Genomic DNA, 16,282 nt, shown 5'->3' with positions numbered 1-16,282 from the left:
GGGGCAGGCGACGACTGGACCGCCTTCTCCGGGCGGTCGCGGCCCGCAGTAGCGGAATCGCACGGCTCCATGGCGGTCTGCGGTGGAGCCTCCTGGAAGGAGCATTCGCTCGTGCCAGGCAACAGGGCAGTGATTTACAAGGGCCCAGGCGACGTGGCGGTCGAGACGATCGACTACCCGACGCTGGAGCTCAAGGACGGACCGGGAGTCAACCCGGCCAATGTGGGACGGCAGGTCCCGCACGGGGCGATCCTCAAGGTGATCGCCAGCAACATCTGCGGCAGCGACCAGCACATGGTCCGCGGCCGGACGACGGCACCGCCTGGACTCGCACTCGGCCACGAGATCACCGGTGAGGTCGCCGAGGTCGGGCGGGACGTCGAGTTCATCAAGGTCGGCGACCTGGTATCGGTCCCGTTCAACATCGCCTGCGGGCGGTGTGTCAACTGCAAGGAGGGCAAGACCGGCGTCTGCCTGAACGTGAACCCGGACCGGCCGGGTTCGGCGTACGGGTATGTCGACATGGGCGGCTGGGTCGGCGGTCAGGCGGAGTACGCGCTGGTGCCGTACGCCGACTGGAACCTGCTGAAGTTCCCGGACCGGGACCAGGCGCTCGAGAAGATCCGTGACCTGGCAATGCTCGCGGACATCTTCCCGACCGGGTTCCACGGCGCAGTTACCGCCGGCGTCGGGCCCGGGTCGACCGTCTACATCGCCGGGGCGGGACCGGTCGGTCTGGCGGCGGCGACGTCGGCGTTCCTGCTCGGCGCGGCGGTCGTCATTGTGGCCGACCTGCAGAAGGAGCGGCTCGAACAGGCTCGCAGCTTCGGCTGCGAGACGATCGACGTCTCCGAGGGCGAACCGAGGGACCAGATCGAGCGGATCCTCGGTGAGCCGGAGGTCGACGCGGCCGTCGACGCCGTCGGGTTCGAGGCGCACGGTCACGGTACGGACGCCCGGCAGGAGCGTCCGGCGACGGTGCTGAACACGGTCATGGACGTCACCCGCGCCGGTGGTGCGGTCGGCATCCCTGGCCTCTACGTGACCGGGGATCCCGGCGCGGCCGACGAGGCCGCCAAGACCGGTTCGCTGTCGCTTCGGCTCGGCCTGGGATGGGCCAAGTCGCTGGCGTTCACGACCGGTCAGTGCCCCGTCATGCGGTACAACCGCCAACTGATGCAGGCGATCCTGCACGACCGGACGCAGATCGCGAAGAACGTGAACGCCACGGTCATTCCGCTGGACCAGGCACCAGAGGGCTACCGCGAGTTCGACCACGGCGCGGCACGCAAGTACGTGCTCGACCCGCACGGACTGATCAAGTAGCCGGGCAGACCGACGGGAGCAGGGCCACGGCCCTGCTCCCGTCGCCATTCGTCAGCAGAGCGCGCAGACTCGTGACCGCGGAGAAACGTGTCGGTAACAACTCGCTGGCCATACTGCAGGAAAGGTAATCCTTCACGAGAGCGACCCTCATGAGCAGCGACAGCCGGCTGGACCTCGAGTTCGCCTACACGCCGTACCTGGACTCCTGCCGAGACCTCTACTCGCCGTACTACTACTGCCGGCGCCCGCTCGGCCACGACGGCGTCCATGCCGCCGGCTTCGGCTCGAGTCGACTCCGGTGGGAACACCAGCCCGACCACGCTCCGCACCTGCTGTCCTGAGTGCACGCGTCGCCGTAGTGTTCGCCTATGGCCGACTCTCCACTGCGCGCGCTCGTTGCGGACGACGAGGAGCCCGCGCTGGCGGAACTGGTGTACCTGCTGAGCCAGGACCCCCGGATCGGTGAGATCCGGACGGCGTCCAACGGACCGGACGCGCTGAAGATCCTGCAGGCCAGCGACCTGGACGTGGTGTTCTGCGACATCAAGATGCCCGGGCTGGACGGCATCGACCTGGCCAAGGTGCTGTCCAAGTTCGCCAGCCGCCCGCAGATCGTCTTCGTCACGGCGTACGACGAGCACGCGGTGGCAGCGTTCGAACTGGAGGCCACCGACTACGTGATGAAACCGGTCCGGCCGGAACGCCTGTCCCAGGCGATCCAGCGCGTAGTCACTCAAGGAGCACCGCCTGCGCCGCCGTCACCAGAGGAGACGGACGACGAGGTGATCGCGGTGGAGCTCGCCGGTGTCACCAGGTTCGTCCAGCGCTCCACGGTCCGGTACGTCGAAGCACAGGGCGACTACGCCCGCTTGCACACCGGCCAGAACTCGCATCTGGTCCGCATCCCGCTCAGCACGCTGGAAGAGCGCTGGCGGGACGCCGGCTTCACCCGGATCCACCGGAGCACCTTGGTCGCTCTGCAGCACGTGGACGAGATGCGGGTGGACGGTGGCCGCTGCGCGGTGCGTGTCGGTGACGACTGGCTCCCGGTCAGTCGGCGGCACACGCGCGAGCTCCGCGACCTCCTGGTCCGTTCGACGTCGCTGAGATGACATGAGTACGCCGGAAGGACCACGCCGGGTCCGCGTCACCAGCCCGCGAACCAGCGCGGCCCGGCGTCCGATCATGCCCACCGGTACGCGCGAGATCGACGAGCAGACCCGCCTCGGCCAGGTCTACATGCAGTCGCTGATCCAGTCCCAGCTACGGCTCACGCTGGCCGTCATCGGCAGCGTAGTGCTCGTGCTCGGCAGCATCCCGCTGCTGTTCTGGCTGGTCCCTCCAGCCCGCACGCTGTCCGTGCTGGGCCTGCCGCTGCCCTGGGTGATCCTCGGCATCCTGGTGTACCCAGTCGTGTACGTCGCCGCTCGCATCTACGTCCGGAAGGCCGAGCGGATCGAAACAGAGTTCACCGAGTTCGTGGGGCGGCAGTAGCGTGTCGCCGGCGCTCAGCCTGACCGCGATCGGATTGGTGGTCTTGGCAACGATCGGGATCGGGCTGTTCGGCCTGCGGATCTCGCGAACCACCAGTGACTTCTACGTCGCCAGCCGCGCGGTCAGCCCACGCTGGAACGCGTCGGCGATCAGCGGCGAGTACCTGTCCGCAGCGTCGTTCCTGGGCGTCGCCGGCCTGGTACTGGTGAACGGCGCCGACATGCTGTGGTTCTCGGTCGGCTACACCGTCGGCTACCTGATGCTGCTGGTCCTGGTCGCCGCTCCCCTGCGCCGATCCGGTGCGTACACGCTGCCCGACTTCGCCGAGACCCGCTTCGAGTCCCCCGTCGTACGACGGATCTGCGCCGGGCTCGTAGTCGGTATCGGGACGCTCTATCTCCTACCGCAACTGCATGGCGCCGGCCTCGCGGTCCAGACCGTCACGGGCGCGCCGCCGCAGGTGGGTGCGATGATCGTCGCGGTCATCGTGGTGATCAACGTGGCCGCGGGCGGGATGCGGTCCATCACGTTCGTCCAGGCCTTCCAGTACTGGCTCAAGCTGACCGCGCTCGCGACGCCGATCTTCGTCATCCTGCTCGTCTGGCACCAGCCGGTCGGCGTCCTCGACTCGCTGCACGGCGCGGCCGCCGAGTGGGCCGAGCCGCTGTCCCGCGCGGGCGGTCGCGACCACCCGTTGTACGCGACCTATTCGTTGCTCCTGGCCCTTTGTTTCGGGACGATGGGGCTCCCGCACGTCCTGGTCCGCTTCTACACAAACCCCGATGGCCGCGCGGCCCGGCGTACCACTGTCGTCGTACTGGCACTGCTCGGATTGTTCTACCTCTTCCCACCTATGTACGCCGTACTCGGGCGGATGTTCGCGCCCGACCTGGTGGGCGCGGGTGGGGACACCGTCGTACTCGAGCTGCCCGGGCGAGTTTTCCCTGGTACCACAGGGGATCTGCTCGGTGCACTGGTCGCGGCAGGGGCGTTCGCGGCGTTCCTGTCGACGTCGTCGGGACTGACTGTCGCAATCGCCGGAGTGATCGACCAGGACCTGCTGCGGAGCCGATTACACCGGTGGACCGGTGGTGACTACGTCGCGGTGAACAGCTTCCGGATCGCGGCGCTGATCGCGATGATCGTGCCGTATCTGGCGTTCACGGTGACCGGGGCACTGAGCCTCGCGGACACCGTGGGACTCGCGTTCGCGCTGGCCGCGTCGACGTTCTGTCCCCTGCTGGTGCTGGGGATCTGGTGGCGGCGGATGTCGACGACCGGCGCCGCGGCCGGCCTGGTCGTCGGCGGGATCGCGGCCAGCGCGGCGGCACTCGTAAACGTGTCCGGCGCGCCGCAGGGCGGCTGGCCGCGGGCGCTCGTCGGTCAGCCGGCCGCGTGGACGATGCCGCTCGCGTTCCTCACCGTCATCGTGGTCTCCAAGCTGACCCCGGACCGCATCCCGGCCGGCACGGCCCGCAGCATGGTGCGGTTGCACACCCCGGAAGCGGTCGACGTCGATCGGGGCTTGCCGTCCCGGTGACCGTTCGTCTCGTGATTCCTACCGCTCACCGCAGTTGAGTGATCCACCGAACGACTGGTGTGCTCCGCTGAGCGACCGATGCGCGCCGGTGCTGTCGGGAGGGCCGTGACCCAGGCCACAGTACGACTCAGCAACCTCGCCGGCCTCAATCCGCCCGGCACTATCCCCTCTCTGGAGGTCTCGCGATGAGTGACATTGGCGATCGCGACCTGACGACGTACCGGGATGTCCAGTTGTCACCGGACTTCTCCGAGCTGCGTCGCCGGTTCCGGCGCTTCGTGTTCCCGATGACCGCGCTGTTCCTGGTCTGGTACTTCGTCTACGTCCTGCTCGCCGACTACGCGCACGGCTTCATGTCGCACAAGGTCGGCGGCAACATCACCGTGGCCCTGCTGTTCGGCCTCGGGCAGTTCGTGTCGACGTTCGCGATCACGATGATCTACGTCCGCTGGGCGGACCGCCGGATCGACCCGGACGCCGAGAAGCTGCGCCACCAGATCGAGGGAGAACCGCAGTGACCGCCCCGCTCATGTTGCCGCTGGCAACGGACATCGGTAACCCGACCGTCAACATCGCGATCTTCGCGCTGTTCGTGCTGGCCACGCTGGCGATCGTCTTCCGGGCGTCGCGGAACAACAAGACCGCGGCCGACTTCTACGCCGGCGGCCGGTCGTTCACCGGCCCGCAGAACGGCATCGCGATCGCCGGCGACTACCTGTCCGCCGCGTCGTTCCTCGGCATCGCCGGCGCGATCGCCCTGAACGGGTACGACGGCTTCCTGTACTCCATCGGCTTCCTGGTGGCCTGGCTGGTCGCGCTGCTGCTGGTCGCCGAGCTGCTCCGGAACACCGGCCGGTTCACGATGGCCGACGTCCTGTCGTTCCGGCTGAAGCAGCGGCCGGTCCGGATGGCGGCCGCGATCTCGACCCTCGGCGTCTGCTTCTTCTACCTGCTGGCGCAGATGGCAGGCGCCGGGGGTCTCGTCGCCCTCCTGCTGGGCGTGAGTCACCGGGCCGGGCAGAGCATCGTGATCGCGGTGGTCGGCATCCTGATGATCACGTACGTCCTCGTCGGCGGTATGAAGGGCACCACCTGGGTGCAGATCGTCAAGGCCATCCTGCTGGTCATCGGCGCCGGAATCATGACGATCTGGGTGCTGGCGAAGTACACCTTCAACCTGTCCGGCCTGCTCGGTGCAGCCGTCGACAAGAGCCCGGCAGCCGGCGAGAAGCTGCTGAGCCCGGGCCTTCAGTACGGCGTCACCGGTGTCACCAAGCTGGACTTCATCTCGCTCGCGCTCGCTCTGGTGCTCGGCACCGCCGGCCTGCCGCACGTGCTGATGCGGTTCTACACGGTGCCGGACTCCAAGGAGGCGCGGCGCAGTGTCAGCTGGGCGATCTGGATCATCGGCATCTTCTACCTGTTCACGCTGGTCCTCGGGTACGGCGCTGCCGCGATCGTCGGACCGGACCGCATCAAGGCCGCACCCGGCAAGGCCAACTCGGCCGCGCCACTGCTCGCCTTCGAGCTCGGTGGTGAGGTGCTGCTCGGTGTGATCTCGGCGGTCGCGTTCGCGACGATCCTGGCCGTGGTCGCCGGTCTGACGATCACCGCGAGTACGTCGTTCGCGCACGACATCTACGGCCAGATCATCAAGAAGGGCCAGATCAGCGGCGACGGCGAGGTCCGTGTGGCGCGGTACACCGCGGTCGTGATCGGCATCGTCGCGATCATCGGCGGCATCTTCGCGAACGGGCAGAACATCGCGTTCCTGGTGGCCCTGGCGTTCGCGGTCGCGGCGAGTGCGAACCTGCCGACGATCCTGTACTCGCTGTTCTGGCGGCGCTTCAACACCCGCGGCGCCCTGTGGAGCATCTACGGCGGTCTGGCCTCGACGATCATCCTGATCATCTTCAGCCCGGTCGTCTCCGGCAAGGTCGACGCGAAGACTCACAAGAGCCTGTCGATGATCACCGACACCGGGATCGACTTCCACTGGTTCCCGCTGGACAACCCCGGCATCGTCTCGATCCCGCTGGCGTTCGTGCTCGGCTGGCTCGGCACGATCACCAGCAAGGAGCAGGTCGACGTCGACCGCTTCGCCGAGATGGAGGTCCGCTCCCTGACCGGCGCCGGCGCCGAGAAGGCGGTGAAACACTAAAGACCTGTCAGGCAGGTCCTGCTGATCCGACGCGGTCCTGCCTGGCAGCCCCACCCCGCCCCACGAGACGGACCCGGCCCCTGCACCGGGTCCGTCTCGCGCGCCCAGCCCCTTCCCGGAAAGGCTCAGTGGAACTTGAGGGTGGGCCAGAGTTGGTAGAAGGCGTCGCGGGAGGTGTTGCCGCGGGCTTCCTCGGTGGCGTGGAGGCGGCCGTAGGTGAAGGGGTTGCCGCCTTCGGCGTAGACCTCCAGGGCCAGGTGATGGAGGAGGTCTCGGGAGACGACCGAGTCCTGGTGTTCGCCGAGGATCTCCTGGACCTGTTCGGCGCGGTCGGCCAGGTCGGCGGCTTCGTCGGAGAGGACGGGTACGGCGGACTCCGCGGCGTACCGCAGTCGCTTCGACGACTTTCGTACTTCGTGCAGCTCGTGGTCCTGTTCCGCCACGGTGTCGGCCTGCTGCGAACGGCGTACTGCCTTGCGCATCCGCTTGTAGTCGTGTTCGAGGAGTTCGCCGATCTGCTTGCTCGCCTTCCGGTCGTCGTCAGTCACCGGCGGCTTCGCGACCAGCTCGTCCAAAGCATCCAGCAGCCGGAAGTACCGCGGATTCTCCAACGCGGCCAGCGCCCCGGCGCGCCCGTCCTTGTAGACCCGCCGCAGATGGTCGTCGATCCGCCCCGCGACGCGTCCCATCACCAACTCGACCGGCTGATCCGCGACCTCGGCCGCGAAGTGCTCCCGCTGCACCTCCGCGTCCCGGGCAGCCCCGAGCTCACCGGCCAGCCACTTCAACTCGTCACGCAACGGGTCGCCGACCGCACGATCGATCACCGGACGGTACGTCGCCAGCGCCGAGCGCAGCCGCCGCGTCGCGACCCGGAACTTGTGGATCGAGTCCGGGACGTCCCGCCGTACCTCGGGGTCCCGTTCGCGGATCGCCCGTACCTGCGCGCCGGCGTACGCGCGGAACAGGTCCGACGTCCGCGGCTTCTTCGGCAAGGTCCATTCGTCGTACGCCGGAACGCGATCGCCGAGTGCCCTTGCGAGCTTGCTCGGACCGCTCGCCGGACGGGCACCCGCGGCCTTCAGCAACTCACCCGCGTCCTCGAGCAGCAGGCCGTCGCCGTCGACCAGCTCGACCTCCCACTCCCGCCAGCTCTCCGGCTCGCCGCCCTCGACCGTCGCGGTCACGTGGTCGTCGGCGAGCTCCGCGAGGACACCGCCGTCCGCGTCGAGCAAACGATGGACGATGCGTCGGGTCTGCAGCGTCACGACCGGCGCCAACTGCTGGTCGCGGACATGCACGCGGACCGAGCGGACGACCGCGATCGGCACGGTGCGCACCGACCGGCCGAGTGGATACCGAACCTCGAGCCGTCCACCGGACGACCCCGGAAACTTCACGTGCCACCCGTCGTCCTCGCCACCGGTACGTCGGCGAAGCGTCACCTTGTGAGCGGCCAAGTCGAGGGCTGCGGTGTCGTAGTACACCGCCTCCAGCTCGAGCTCGACCGGTTGCGCGACGCTCGCGACCCCGGGCAACTCGTGCAGCGCCGGCAGGGTCGCGCTCGTGTCGACGTCGTACTTCGTCTCGATCTCGAGCTGCTCAGTCGGGGCCATACCCATTGTTTACCAGGCGTTCATGAACAGGGGTGGTCTCCCGGCCCCACGCCGTCGCGAGGAGGTGCTCGGTGCGGTGCATCGGCGTGCGGGGGCGAAGGTCTCGATGCGGAGCATCGTGGCCTTTGCACCCGTGCGGCGAGGTGCCGTGCCGAGTGCCCCGCAGTAGGCGTGGGGCCGGGAGACCACCCCAGTGCCCTGAGATCGGCGACCAGCCGCTGCAGATCGCGGTCGGTGCGGCCGCCGATCGTCGGCCGGATCTGCCTGCGCCGGTTGCGATTGAGAGCCCAGCAGATCAATCCGATCAGGACGAGGAAGGCGATCATGTTCTGCCCACTCCCTTGAAGAACGTGTAGTGAAAGGTGCCGCCAGGCCCGGCGGACTTCTCGAGGTCGCGGATGCCCGCGGCCCACTCGGCCTCGGTGCGCAGGCCGGCGGCGATCGCGCGGTCGCGGACGGACTCGACCATCGCGATGAACGTCTTGCGGGTGAAGCCGTCGACGAGATGCGGGAGGTTCTGGTCGGCGTACACGGTGCGCGGTCCGACCTGTACGTCGTCGTACCCGGCCTGCTCGAGCAACGGCTGGAGCCGACGGCCGATCAGCGAGTCGCCGCCCGCCGAAGCCTGCAGGTCGACGAGGCAGTCGATGACGGCCTGGGCCTGTGCGCTGCGCGGGTGGAAGAAGGCGGACTCGTGGTCGCCTTCGATCACGGTGATCGTGCCACCGGGATTGAGGAGACCGCGAAGCCCGACGAGCGCCCCAACAGGGTCGGGGAGGTGCTCGAGGACGAAGCAGACGAAGACGTGGTCGAACTTCTCGCCGGCCAGATCGTGGAGATCCGCGTGCCGCCAGTCGACCCTCGCGTCCGGCGCGTGTTCGGCGACCTGGGCCTTGGCCTGGGCGAGCGACGCCTCGGAGATGTCGATCGAGACCAGCTCGATGCCGGGGCTTCGCGTGACCAGTTGAACGGTCTGTGCTCCCACTCCGCAGCCGGCCTCCAGCACGCGGCTGCCGGGTGGGTACGTGGTGCCGCCATGCAGCAGCTCGGCGAGCGTGCCGGCCTGGTCGGACAGCCGGCGGGTCTCCGCCGGGGTGTAGCCGTGGACGTAGTCGGTTCCCATACCTCCAAGGTCGCGCCACAATGGTCCTGTGAACAGGTCCAATCCGGCGATAAGTGGCAGGTCCAATGGCGGGGCGGACTTCCTCCAACTCGACCCGGCCGAAGCACCACCCGGCGGTCTCGCGGACTGGCTCACCGACCGTCTCCGGACAGCGATCTCCACCGGCCACCTCCCGGTCGGCACCCGCCTGCCCGCGACCCGCACCCTCGCGACCGACCTCGGTCTCTCCCGAGGCGTGGTCACCGAGTCGTACCAGCGCCTCACCGAGGACGGTCACGTCTCCACCCACGGCCGCCGCGGAACGGTCGTCGTCGCCGCCGCGATGATCGGTGACGTCCGAACGTCCGAGGGCCCACGCTTCGTCGGACGTCAGAACCTGGCCGTGACCGACGACGTCTTCGACCGGCTGCGGGGTCTGCCGGCGCGGATCGACCTGACGCCCGGGGTGCCCGATCTGGCGGCGTTTCCGCGAAGCGCCTGGCTGCGCGCGGAGCGAGCAGTGCTAGCGGATCTGGAGTCGGCCGATTTCGGGTACGGCGACCCCGCGGGTACGCCGACGTTGCGACGCGCGGTCGCGGCCTGGCTGGCGCAGTACCGCGGGATCACCGCGAACCCGGACGACCTGATCATCGTGGCCGGGGTGGCCCAGGCGATCGGGCTCGTGGCCCAGATGCTCGAACAGCACGGCATCCACGAGATCGCGGTCGAGGACCCCGGCTCGCTCGGCTCCCGTCAGCACCTGCAGAACTGGGGCATGCAGACGCCGCCGATCCCCGTCGACGATCGCGGGATGCAGGTCGACGTACTGCGGAATTCCGGCGCGGGCGCGGTGATGGTGACCCCGGCGCACCACTTCCCGACCGGCGTCGTACTGGACGGCGAACGTCGTCGCGAGCTGATCCAGTGGGCGACGGACGGCGGACTGGTCATCGAGGACGATTACGACGCTGAACACCGGTACGACCGACCGCCTGTCCCCGCGCTCCGCTCGATGCTGCCCGACCAGGTCATCTACGCCGGCAGCGTGTCCAAGCTGCTCGCCCCGGCGTTACGGATCGGCTGGATGCTCGCGCCCCCGCAGTACAAGGAAGAACTGATCGCCCGCAAGCGCCTGGCCGACCTCGGCAACGCGGGTCTCCCGCAACTCACTCTCGCCGCCCTGATGGAGTCCGGGGAACTCGAGCGCCAACTCCGCTTCCTCCGCCGCCGACACCGCACCCGCCGTGACGCGATGGTCACCGCCATCCGCAATCACTTGCCCACCGCAACCATCCACGGCGCTGCCGCCGGTCTCCATCTCACGATCACCTTCAAAGGGGGAGACGACACCGCCCTGGCCGCAGCCGCCTTGGAGGCCGGTGTGAAAACCCATCCCCTCTCGTGGCACTGCCAACTCCCGCACGCTCCCGGCCTGGTCCTCGGCTACGCCGCCCGCACGCCCACCGAAATCACCGAAGCGATCGCTACGATCGCGAAGGTCCGCTGATCGGACTCCACCAGTTCGCGCGCCCGGCGAGCTTCATGAACGCCGGCAACAGAATGCCTCGGATCGCGGTCGCGTCCACGAGCACCGCGACCGCCATCCCGACCCCGATCATCTTCAGGTACACGACCCCGCCGCTCGCATAGACCGCGAACGACAGCGCGAGTACGGCGGCCGCGGACGTGACCAACGGCGCCGATCGCTGCAGCCCCGTCGCCACCGCCTGCTCGGTGTCCCCGGTCCGCAGGTACTCCTCCCGAATCCGCGACACGATGAACACCTCGTAATCCATCGACAGTCCGTACACGATGCAGAACATGAGGGTCGGCATGCTGGCCTCCAGTACGCCGGTCGCGGTGAAGCCGAGTGGCCCGGACAGGTTGCCGTGCTGGAACACCCACACCATGACGCCGAACATCACCGCGAGACTGAGCAGGTTCAGCACGGTTGCTTTCAACGGAAGCAGCACACTGCCGGTCGCGACGTACAGGACGAGCACGCTGAGCAGCAGGATCAACCCGAGCACCAGCGGGATCCGTTCGGTGAGTGCCGCACGCCAGTCCGACATCTCGGCCGGCGAACCACCGATCATCGCCGGGTACGGCGCCTCAGCCGCGCGGACCTGTTCAACGAGGTGCCCGACGTCCCCCTCGAGCACCTCGTCGGTCGGGATGACCGTCAGATACGCCCCGCCGTTGCGGACATAGGTGTCGACCTGCGCCACCCCGTCGAGCTGGCCGAGCGTCTTCGCGTACGGCGCCAGTCGCGCCGGATCGCTCGTCTCGGGCATCACGACGTACAGGGCATCGGACTCCTCCTGGCCGAAGTTCTGGCGCACCTGGTCCGCCATGATCCGGCTGCTCGCGTCGGCGGGGAGGATCCGAGCGTCCGGCAGGCCGAGGCGCAGACCCAAGGCAGGTGACGCGAGCAACAAGATCAGCGCGAGGACGGCGCCGCCGATGAGTGCCGGGCGGCGCATCACGGCGGTCGCGAGCGCTGCCCAGCGGCCCGAACCGGAGCCTGTCGCCACGGGACGGACCGCTCGGCGGCCGAGGAGCGCCAGCGCGGCCGGGAGGATGACGAGCGCGCCGATCAGCGCGGACAGGACGACGAGAACACCGGCGTACCCGAAGGACCTCAGGAACGACAGTGGGAACAGCAGCAGCGCGAGCAGTGAGACCGCGACCGTCAGGCCACTGAAGAAGACAGTCCGCCCGGCCGTGCGCACCGCGGTCACCACGGCGTCGTCGACCTCGGCGCCGGCCGCCAACTCCTCGCGGAACCTCGCGATCACGAACAGGCAGTAGTCGACGCCGAGCGCCAGTCCCATCACCAGTGCGAGGTTGGCGGCGAACGTCGAGACCTCGGTGAACGCCGCGATCGCCCGCAGCCCGGCCAACGCGCCGCCGGTCGCGAAGATCCCGACCGCCAGCGTCACGAGAGCCGCCGAAACCCTGCGATAGATGAAGATCAGCAGCCCGAGCACCATCGGGATCACGACCAGCTCGGCGCGCAGGAAGTCCGCACGGGCCTGGGCCCCGATCTCGCGGAACACCTCGTCCTGACCGCCTGACTGTACGGTGATCCCATCGCGCGATCCGGCGTACTGCGCGGCGAGCTCACCGACCCGCTGTCGCGCCTCGTTCACTTCGCCCGGCACATGGACGAGGACCAGCGCCTGCCGGGAATCCTTGCTCCGCAAGGCCGGACTGTCGTCACGCGACCAGTACGACGCCGCTTCGGCAACCCCTGACTGCCCCGCGATTTCATTGGTCAGCCCAACACCAGCGGCCCGTACGGCGGGATCGTCGACAGTCCCCGTCTTCGCCGTCACGAGGAACGCGAGGTTCGGCGGACCGGTCCGGAACTGCTCGGCGAGCACTCGGCGCGCACGATCCGACTCGGACGCCGGATCGGCGATCCGGGACAGCGAGAGGGCGTTGAGTGCGCCGGCCGCGACGGCGAGCACGAGCACCGTGCACGCGAGCGAAAGTACCGCGACGGTACGCCGGCGCCGGACCACCAACCGCCCGAGGCGCTCGAGCAGACCCGCAGGCAGGTCGGGCGGAGTGACTTCGGGCATGGCGGACCTCCGGACGAGCGGGGGTAGGATGACCAAACACGAGCAGTTGCTCGCATAGAGAAAAATACGAGCATTTACTCGTGTTTGTCAACGAAGGGTCGATCCATGCCCGAGGAGCCGCGTCGCCAGGCACGCGGGCAGCGGCGGATGGTTCAGCTGCTGGACGCCGCCGCGGTGGTGTTCGCCGAGGCCGGCTACGCGAAGGCGACCACCAACGCGATCGCCCGCCAGGCCGGCGTCTCACCGGGCACGCTGTATCAGTTCTACGCGAACAAGGAGGCTCTCGCCGAGGCGCTCGCGGAGCGCTACCGCAGCGAGCTGGCCGCCGCGCACCAGAAGGCGTTCGACCCGGGTACGGCGCAACTCCCGCTGCCCGAACTGGTCGACCGGATGATCCGCCCGATGGTCGAGGTCAATCTGGAGAACCCTGGGTTCAAGGCCCTGTTCGGCAGCGGCGACCTTCCGGACAAGCTCACTGCGCCGACCCGCGCGCTCCAGAGGGCCGTCACCGGCCGCGTCGCCGAGGTCCTGGCCGCTCGCTACCCCGAGCTGCCGACGGACCGCCTCGAAACCACCGCGGCTGTCGCGACCCAGATCTTCGCCGCCCTGCTCGGCACCATCGTCACCACTCCCGCCACCCACCGCGAACGGTGGATCACCGAACTCAACCAGGCCCTGGTCGGCTACCTGACCCCGCTCGATCAGCGGGTGTAGCGCGAGGCGATCGCCAGGGCGAACTGGGTCATCAGATCCGGGTTGATCTTGCGGGCCGGGAGCGGGACCAGATCGACGATCTTGTCGTCGCCGACGCGGATCGTCACCCGGCCGGTGGCGGTGTCGACGTACCCCTCGTCGCCGAGCGGGATGGACTGCGAGGTCGGGAGCTTGCGGATCGGGGCCATCAGCGCCTTGGCGTCCGGCTCCCGGCGTGCCGACGTCGAGAGCACGCTCGTCGAGGTCACCCAGCCGCACACCAGGTCGCCGACGAGGGTCTGACCGTCGCGCCGGGCCATCGCCGGTGCGCCCAGCACCTTCTCGGCCGTCGCCGTAGCGCGGTCACAGTCCGGGCGCGTGATCAGTCGATCGGCATCCGGCAGCCCGGCAGCCTGCCGCACGACCTCCTGGCCGAGTGCGACGTACTTCGCGAGGGTCGCCTGCGGCCCGGAGAGCTTGTACATCCTGCCGGCCGACAGGAACACCAGGAACGTACTTGTGCCGTACCCGCCCCGACCGATCTTGACGGGCTTGGCCGGCTCACGCGGATGCGCAGCGTACGCCTTCTGGGTCGCCGCCAGCGTCGCCGGAGTCGCCGGAAGCACCGACATCCCGACCCTCAGCACCGGTCCGTTAGGACTGGTGCTGAGCGCGAACTGACACACGTCGTACGTCGGGATGTCGAACTCGGGCGGCGGCGCCTTGGGCTGGATGTTCGCGACCGGCGCCGCGAGCATGGTCTGCACCAAGGCAGCGTTCATCCGCACGCACAACGTGTCCGCGACCTTGGACGTCTCGGACGGCGTCACCGAAGGCGTCGGAGAGGGGGTCTCCGAGTTCGGTGCTGTGTTCGGTGCTGTGCTCATCGACACCAGCGGCGGCACGCTCGGCGACGTCTCCTCCGCCGGACCACCACAACCTGCGAGCAGTACGACGGTCAACGCGGAGGCGGTCACTACCCGGCGGATACGCATGATGACAGGAACCTTAACCCGCGGACCGGAGCTCCCTTTCGCGGACCGCGTGTTCGTCGGTACGGGCGTCGTACCGCCAGAACTCGCGCAACCAGACGGACGTGGCGACCACGCCGGCGACGCACAGCACGCCACCGCTGACGATCGCGGTGCGGACCCCGGTGAGGTCGGCGACCAGCCCGGACCGGGCCTGACCGCCGAGCGGGCCGAGCGAGTACCCGAGCATCTCGATCCCGGCCAGCCGGCCGCGCATCTCGTCGGGGATCGTCTGGTTCCAGATCACCGAGCGGAACAGCACCGACACCATGTCGGCCGCGCCCGCCACCGCGAAGAACGCGATCGCGAACCAGATGTTCGGCGCCAGCCCGGCGATCCCGACCGCGGCGCCCCAGCCGATCGTGGCCAGCACCACCGCCCGGCCCTGGTGGTGGACGTGTTTCGCCCAGCCGCTGGTCAGGCTGGCGCACATCGCCCCGATCGCCTCCGCGCTGTACAGCAGGCCGAGCAGTTTCGGTTCCTTCAGGATGTCCGTCGCGAACGCCGGGAACAGCACGATGGGCATCGCCAGGAACATCCCGACCATGTCGACCAGGTACGTCGCCAGCAGGTCCTTGCGGCGGAACGCGTAGACGATGCCGCCGCCGATCGCCCGCAGACTCGGCGCCGTGGAGTGCTCGCCGGCGCGGTACGAACCGAGGCGGGCGTAGAGCAGCGTCGCGAAGACGATGCCGGCCAGCTCGACCGAGAACGCCCAGGTCACGCCGACCGATCCGACCAGGACGCCACCCAGCGCGGGACCGGCGAGCTGCCCGATCTGCGAGGTCAGGGAGCTCAGCGCGACCGCGGCCGGGATCTCCGCGTGCTTCACCACCCGCGGAAGGAGCGCTTCCCGCGAAGGCCGCTGCAGCGAGGTGGCGATCGCGTTCAGGGCGCCGCAGACGTAGATCAGCCAGACCTGCGGGTTCGGGAGCAGCGTGTTGGCAACCATCAGCGCGGAGATCACGACCTGCGCGAGGCCGGTGGCGACGAGCAGCGTCCGGCGTTCGACGTGGTCCGCGAGCGCTCCGCCGTACAGGCCGAAGACGACCAGCGGGACGATCGTCACCAGGCCCATCGCGCCGACCGCGAAGTTCGATCCGGTGAGTTGGTACAGCTGGTACGGCAGGGCGACGTACCCGACCATGCCGCCGAGGAAGAAGACCGACCCCGCGACGAGCAGGATGCGGAAATCGCGGGAACCACGCCACGGAGTCAGATCGACGCGCAACCGGGCCAGCCGCGCGCTCAGACTTGCTGCCACCGAGACATAGTGTCAGGCCCGACCGGCCGGGACGAACCTGATTTCGGCTAGTTCAGGGGGAGCAGCGCGGACAGGTCGGTGCGTTCGCCGCTGGCGCGGAGTTTGCCGGTCATCCGGGCATCGGGCCAGGTGGTGCGGCCGAGCGCCACGTCGATCCACAGGCCCGGCGGCATCTCGATGACCGCGCCCGGCGTCCCGCGAGTGTGTCGCGGGCCCTCGATGCACTGCACAGCGCCGTACGGCGGGACCCGCACCTCGACCGCGTGGCCCGGTGCTTTCGCGACCAGGCGTTGCAACAGTTCCTTGGTGAGCAGTTTCAGGTCGGCGCGTTCCGCCGTACCGTCGTCGTAGCGTTGCAAGGCCTGCCGGAACGCAGGGTCGGACATCTCCACGACGTGCCAGCGTACGCGGCAGTTTGCGGTGACGCCCCTCTCGTCGGCGATAATCGGGCGGGAGAGAGGGAAGCGA

At 68.8% G+C, this 16,282-nt stretch carries 15 protein-coding genes; 9 read left to right on the top strand and 6 right to left on the bottom strand.

The window, feature by feature from the left end; translation table 11 throughout:
* Positions 1–111 precede the first annotated feature (111 nt).
* The 7 genes from fdhA to EV649_RS30670 all read left to right on the top strand — a co-directional run bounded on the left by fdhA (position 112) and on the right by EV649_RS30670 (position 6,521).
* A complete protein-coding gene (fdhA, locus tag EV649_RS30700) occupies positions 112–1,326 on the top strand; it encodes a formaldehyde dehydrogenase, glutathione-independent (protein ID WP_130387075.1) in 1,215 nt (404 codons plus the stop codon).
* Positions 1,327–1,475: 149 nt separating this feature from the next.
* On the top strand, positions 1,476–1,667 hold the full coding sequence (locus EV649_RS30695) for a hypothetical protein (protein WP_130387074.1): 192 nt from the start codon (positions 1,476–1,478) through the stop codon (positions 1,665–1,667).
* A gap of 27 nt (positions 1,668–1,694) precedes the next feature.
* Complete coding sequence (locus EV649_RS30690) at positions 1,695–2,438, top strand: LytTR family DNA-binding domain-containing protein (RefSeq protein ID WP_130387073.1); 744 nt, start codon at positions 1,695–1,697, stop codon at positions 2,436–2,438.
* A gap of 1 nt (position 2,439) precedes the next feature.
* A complete protein-coding gene (locus EV649_RS30685; RefSeq protein WP_130387072.1) occupies positions 2,440–2,820 on the top strand; it encodes a hypothetical protein in 381 nt (126 codons plus the stop codon).
* A gap of 1 nt (position 2,821) precedes the next feature.
* Positions 2,822–4,360, top strand: coding sequence for a cation acetate symporter (locus EV649_RS30680; protein ID WP_130387071.1), 1,539 nt, complete (start codon positions 2,822–2,824; stop codon positions 4,358–4,360).
* A gap of 185 nt (positions 4,361–4,545) precedes the next feature.
* On the top strand, positions 4,546–4,878 hold the full coding sequence (locus EV649_RS30675) for a DUF485 domain-containing protein (protein ID WP_130387070.1): 333 nt from the start codon (positions 4,546–4,548) through the stop codon (positions 4,876–4,878).
* 11 nt (positions 4,879–4,889) lie between these two features.
* Positions 4,890–6,521 carry a cation acetate symporter gene (locus EV649_RS30670; RefSeq protein WP_130387208.1) on the top strand — a complete coding sequence of 544 codons (1,632 nt, stop codon included), beginning with the start codon at positions 4,890–4,892 and terminating at the stop codon, positions 6,519–6,521.
* A gap of 125 nt (positions 6,522–6,646) precedes the next feature.
* Here EV649_RS30670 and EV649_RS30665 read toward each other — a convergent pair whose 3' ends face one another.
* Together EV649_RS30665 and EV649_RS30660 are read right to left on the bottom strand one after the other, a co-directional pair.
* On the bottom strand, positions 6,647–8,137 hold the full coding sequence (locus EV649_RS30665; protein WP_130387069.1) for a CYTH and CHAD domain-containing protein: 1,491 nt from the start codon (positions 8,135–8,137) through the stop codon (positions 6,647–6,649).
* A 322-nt stretch (positions 8,138–8,459) separates the two neighbouring features.
* Complete coding sequence (locus EV649_RS30660; RefSeq protein ID WP_130387068.1) at positions 8,460–9,260, bottom strand: methyltransferase; 801 nt, start codon at positions 9,258–9,260, stop codon at positions 8,460–8,462.
* A gap of 28 nt (positions 9,261–9,288) precedes the next feature.
* On the opposite strand from EV649_RS30660, the gene EV649_RS30655 reads away from it, so the two are divergent.
* The gene (locus tag EV649_RS30655; protein ID WP_130387067.1) at positions 9,289–10,746 is read left to right on the top strand and encodes a PLP-dependent aminotransferase family protein; all 1,458 of its coding nucleotides are present in this window, start codon (positions 9,289–9,291) and stop codon (positions 10,744–10,746) included.
* Here EV649_RS30655 and EV649_RS30650 read toward each other — a convergent pair.
* A complete protein-coding gene (locus EV649_RS30650; RefSeq protein ID WP_198682772.1) occupies positions 10,724–12,826 on the bottom strand; it encodes an MMPL family transporter in 2,103 nt (700 codons plus the stop codon). The two genes, EV649_RS30655 and EV649_RS30650, sit on opposite strands and share 23 nt — an antisense overlap.
* 105 nt (positions 12,827–12,931) lie before the next feature.
* On the opposite strand from EV649_RS30650, the gene EV649_RS30645 reads away from it, so the two are divergent.
* The gene (locus EV649_RS30645; RefSeq protein WP_198682771.1) at positions 12,932–13,540 is read left to right on the top strand and encodes a TetR/AcrR family transcriptional regulator; all 609 of its coding nucleotides are present in this window, start codon (positions 12,932–12,934) and stop codon (positions 13,538–13,540) included.
* Here EV649_RS30645 and EV649_RS30640 read toward each other — a convergent pair.
* The 3 genes from EV649_RS30640 to EV649_RS30630 are packed head-to-tail and all read right to left on the bottom strand — an operon-like array spanning position 13,528 to position 16,200.
* Complete coding sequence (locus EV649_RS30640; RefSeq protein WP_130387066.1) at positions 13,528–14,514, bottom strand: hypothetical protein; 987 nt, start codon at positions 14,512–14,514, stop codon at positions 13,528–13,530. The two genes, EV649_RS30645 and EV649_RS30640, sit on opposite strands and share 13 nt — an antisense overlap.
* A 13-nt stretch (positions 14,515–14,527) precedes the next feature.
* The gene (locus tag EV649_RS30635) at positions 14,528–15,814 is read right to left on the bottom strand and encodes an MFS transporter (protein ID WP_130387065.1); all 1,287 of its coding nucleotides are present in this window, start codon (positions 15,812–15,814) and stop codon (positions 14,528–14,530) included.
* Between the two features lie 47 nt (positions 15,815–15,861).
* Positions 15,862–16,200 (bottom strand): sterol carrier family protein, encoded by a 339-nt coding sequence (locus tag EV649_RS30630; RefSeq protein ID WP_130387205.1) that lies wholly within the window; start codon positions 16,198–16,200, stop codon positions 15,862–15,864.
* Between the last annotated feature and the right edge of the window lie 82 nt (positions 16,201–16,282).

It is taken from the genome of Kribbella sp. VKM Ac-2569 (assembly GCF_004216905.1).
Classification (GTDB): Bacteria; Actinomycetota; Actinomycetes; order Propionibacteriales; family Kribbellaceae; genus Kribbella.
The sequence above is the reverse complement of the archived record's forward strand: the minus strand, read 5'-3'. Positions and strand labels throughout refer to the sequence as shown.

Excerpts from the sequence above, each read along its gene's own strand:
- EV649_RS30630 (WP_130387205.1), bottom strand. The coding sequence starts at position 16,200 with ATGTCCGACCCTGCGTTCCGGCAGGCCTTGCAACGCTACGACGACGGT.
- EV649_RS30675 (WP_130387070.1), top strand. The coding sequence starts at position 4,546 with ATGAGTGACATTGGCGATCGCGACCTGACGACGTACCGGGATGTCCAG.
- EV649_RS30685 (WP_130387072.1), top strand. The coding sequence starts at position 2,440 with ATGAGTACGCCGGAAGGACCACGCCGGGTCCGCGTCACCAGCCCGCGA.
- EV649_RS30695 (WP_130387074.1), top strand. The coding sequence starts at position 1,476 with ATGAGCAGCGACAGCCGGCTGGACCTCGAGTTCGCCTACACGCCGTAC.
- EV649_RS30670 (WP_130387208.1), top strand. The coding sequence starts at position 4,890 with ATGTTGCCGCTGGCAACGGACATCGGTAACCCGACCGTCAACATCGCG.
- EV649_RS30665 (WP_130387069.1), bottom strand. The coding sequence starts at position 8,137 with ATGGCCCCGACTGAGCAGCTCGAGATCGAGACGAAGTACGACGTCGAC.
- EV649_RS30660 (WP_130387068.1), bottom strand. The coding sequence starts at position 9,260 with ATGGGAACCGACTACGTCCACGGCTACACCCCGGCGGAGACCCGCCGG.
- EV649_RS30640 (WP_130387066.1), bottom strand. The coding sequence starts at position 14,514 with ATGCGTATCCGCCGGGTAGTGACCGCCTCCGCGTTGACCGTCGTACTG.
- EV649_RS30690 (WP_130387073.1), top strand. The coding sequence starts at position 1,695 with ATGGCCGACTCTCCACTGCGCGCGCTCGTTGCGGACGACGAGGAGCCC.
- EV649_RS30645 (WP_198682771.1), top strand. The coding sequence starts at position 12,932 with ATGCCCGAGGAGCCGCGTCGCCAGGCACGCGGGCAGCGGCGGATGGTT.
- EV649_RS30650 (WP_198682772.1), bottom strand. The coding sequence starts at position 12,826 with ATGCCCGAAGTCACTCCGCCCGACCTGCCTGCGGGTCTGCTCGAGCGC.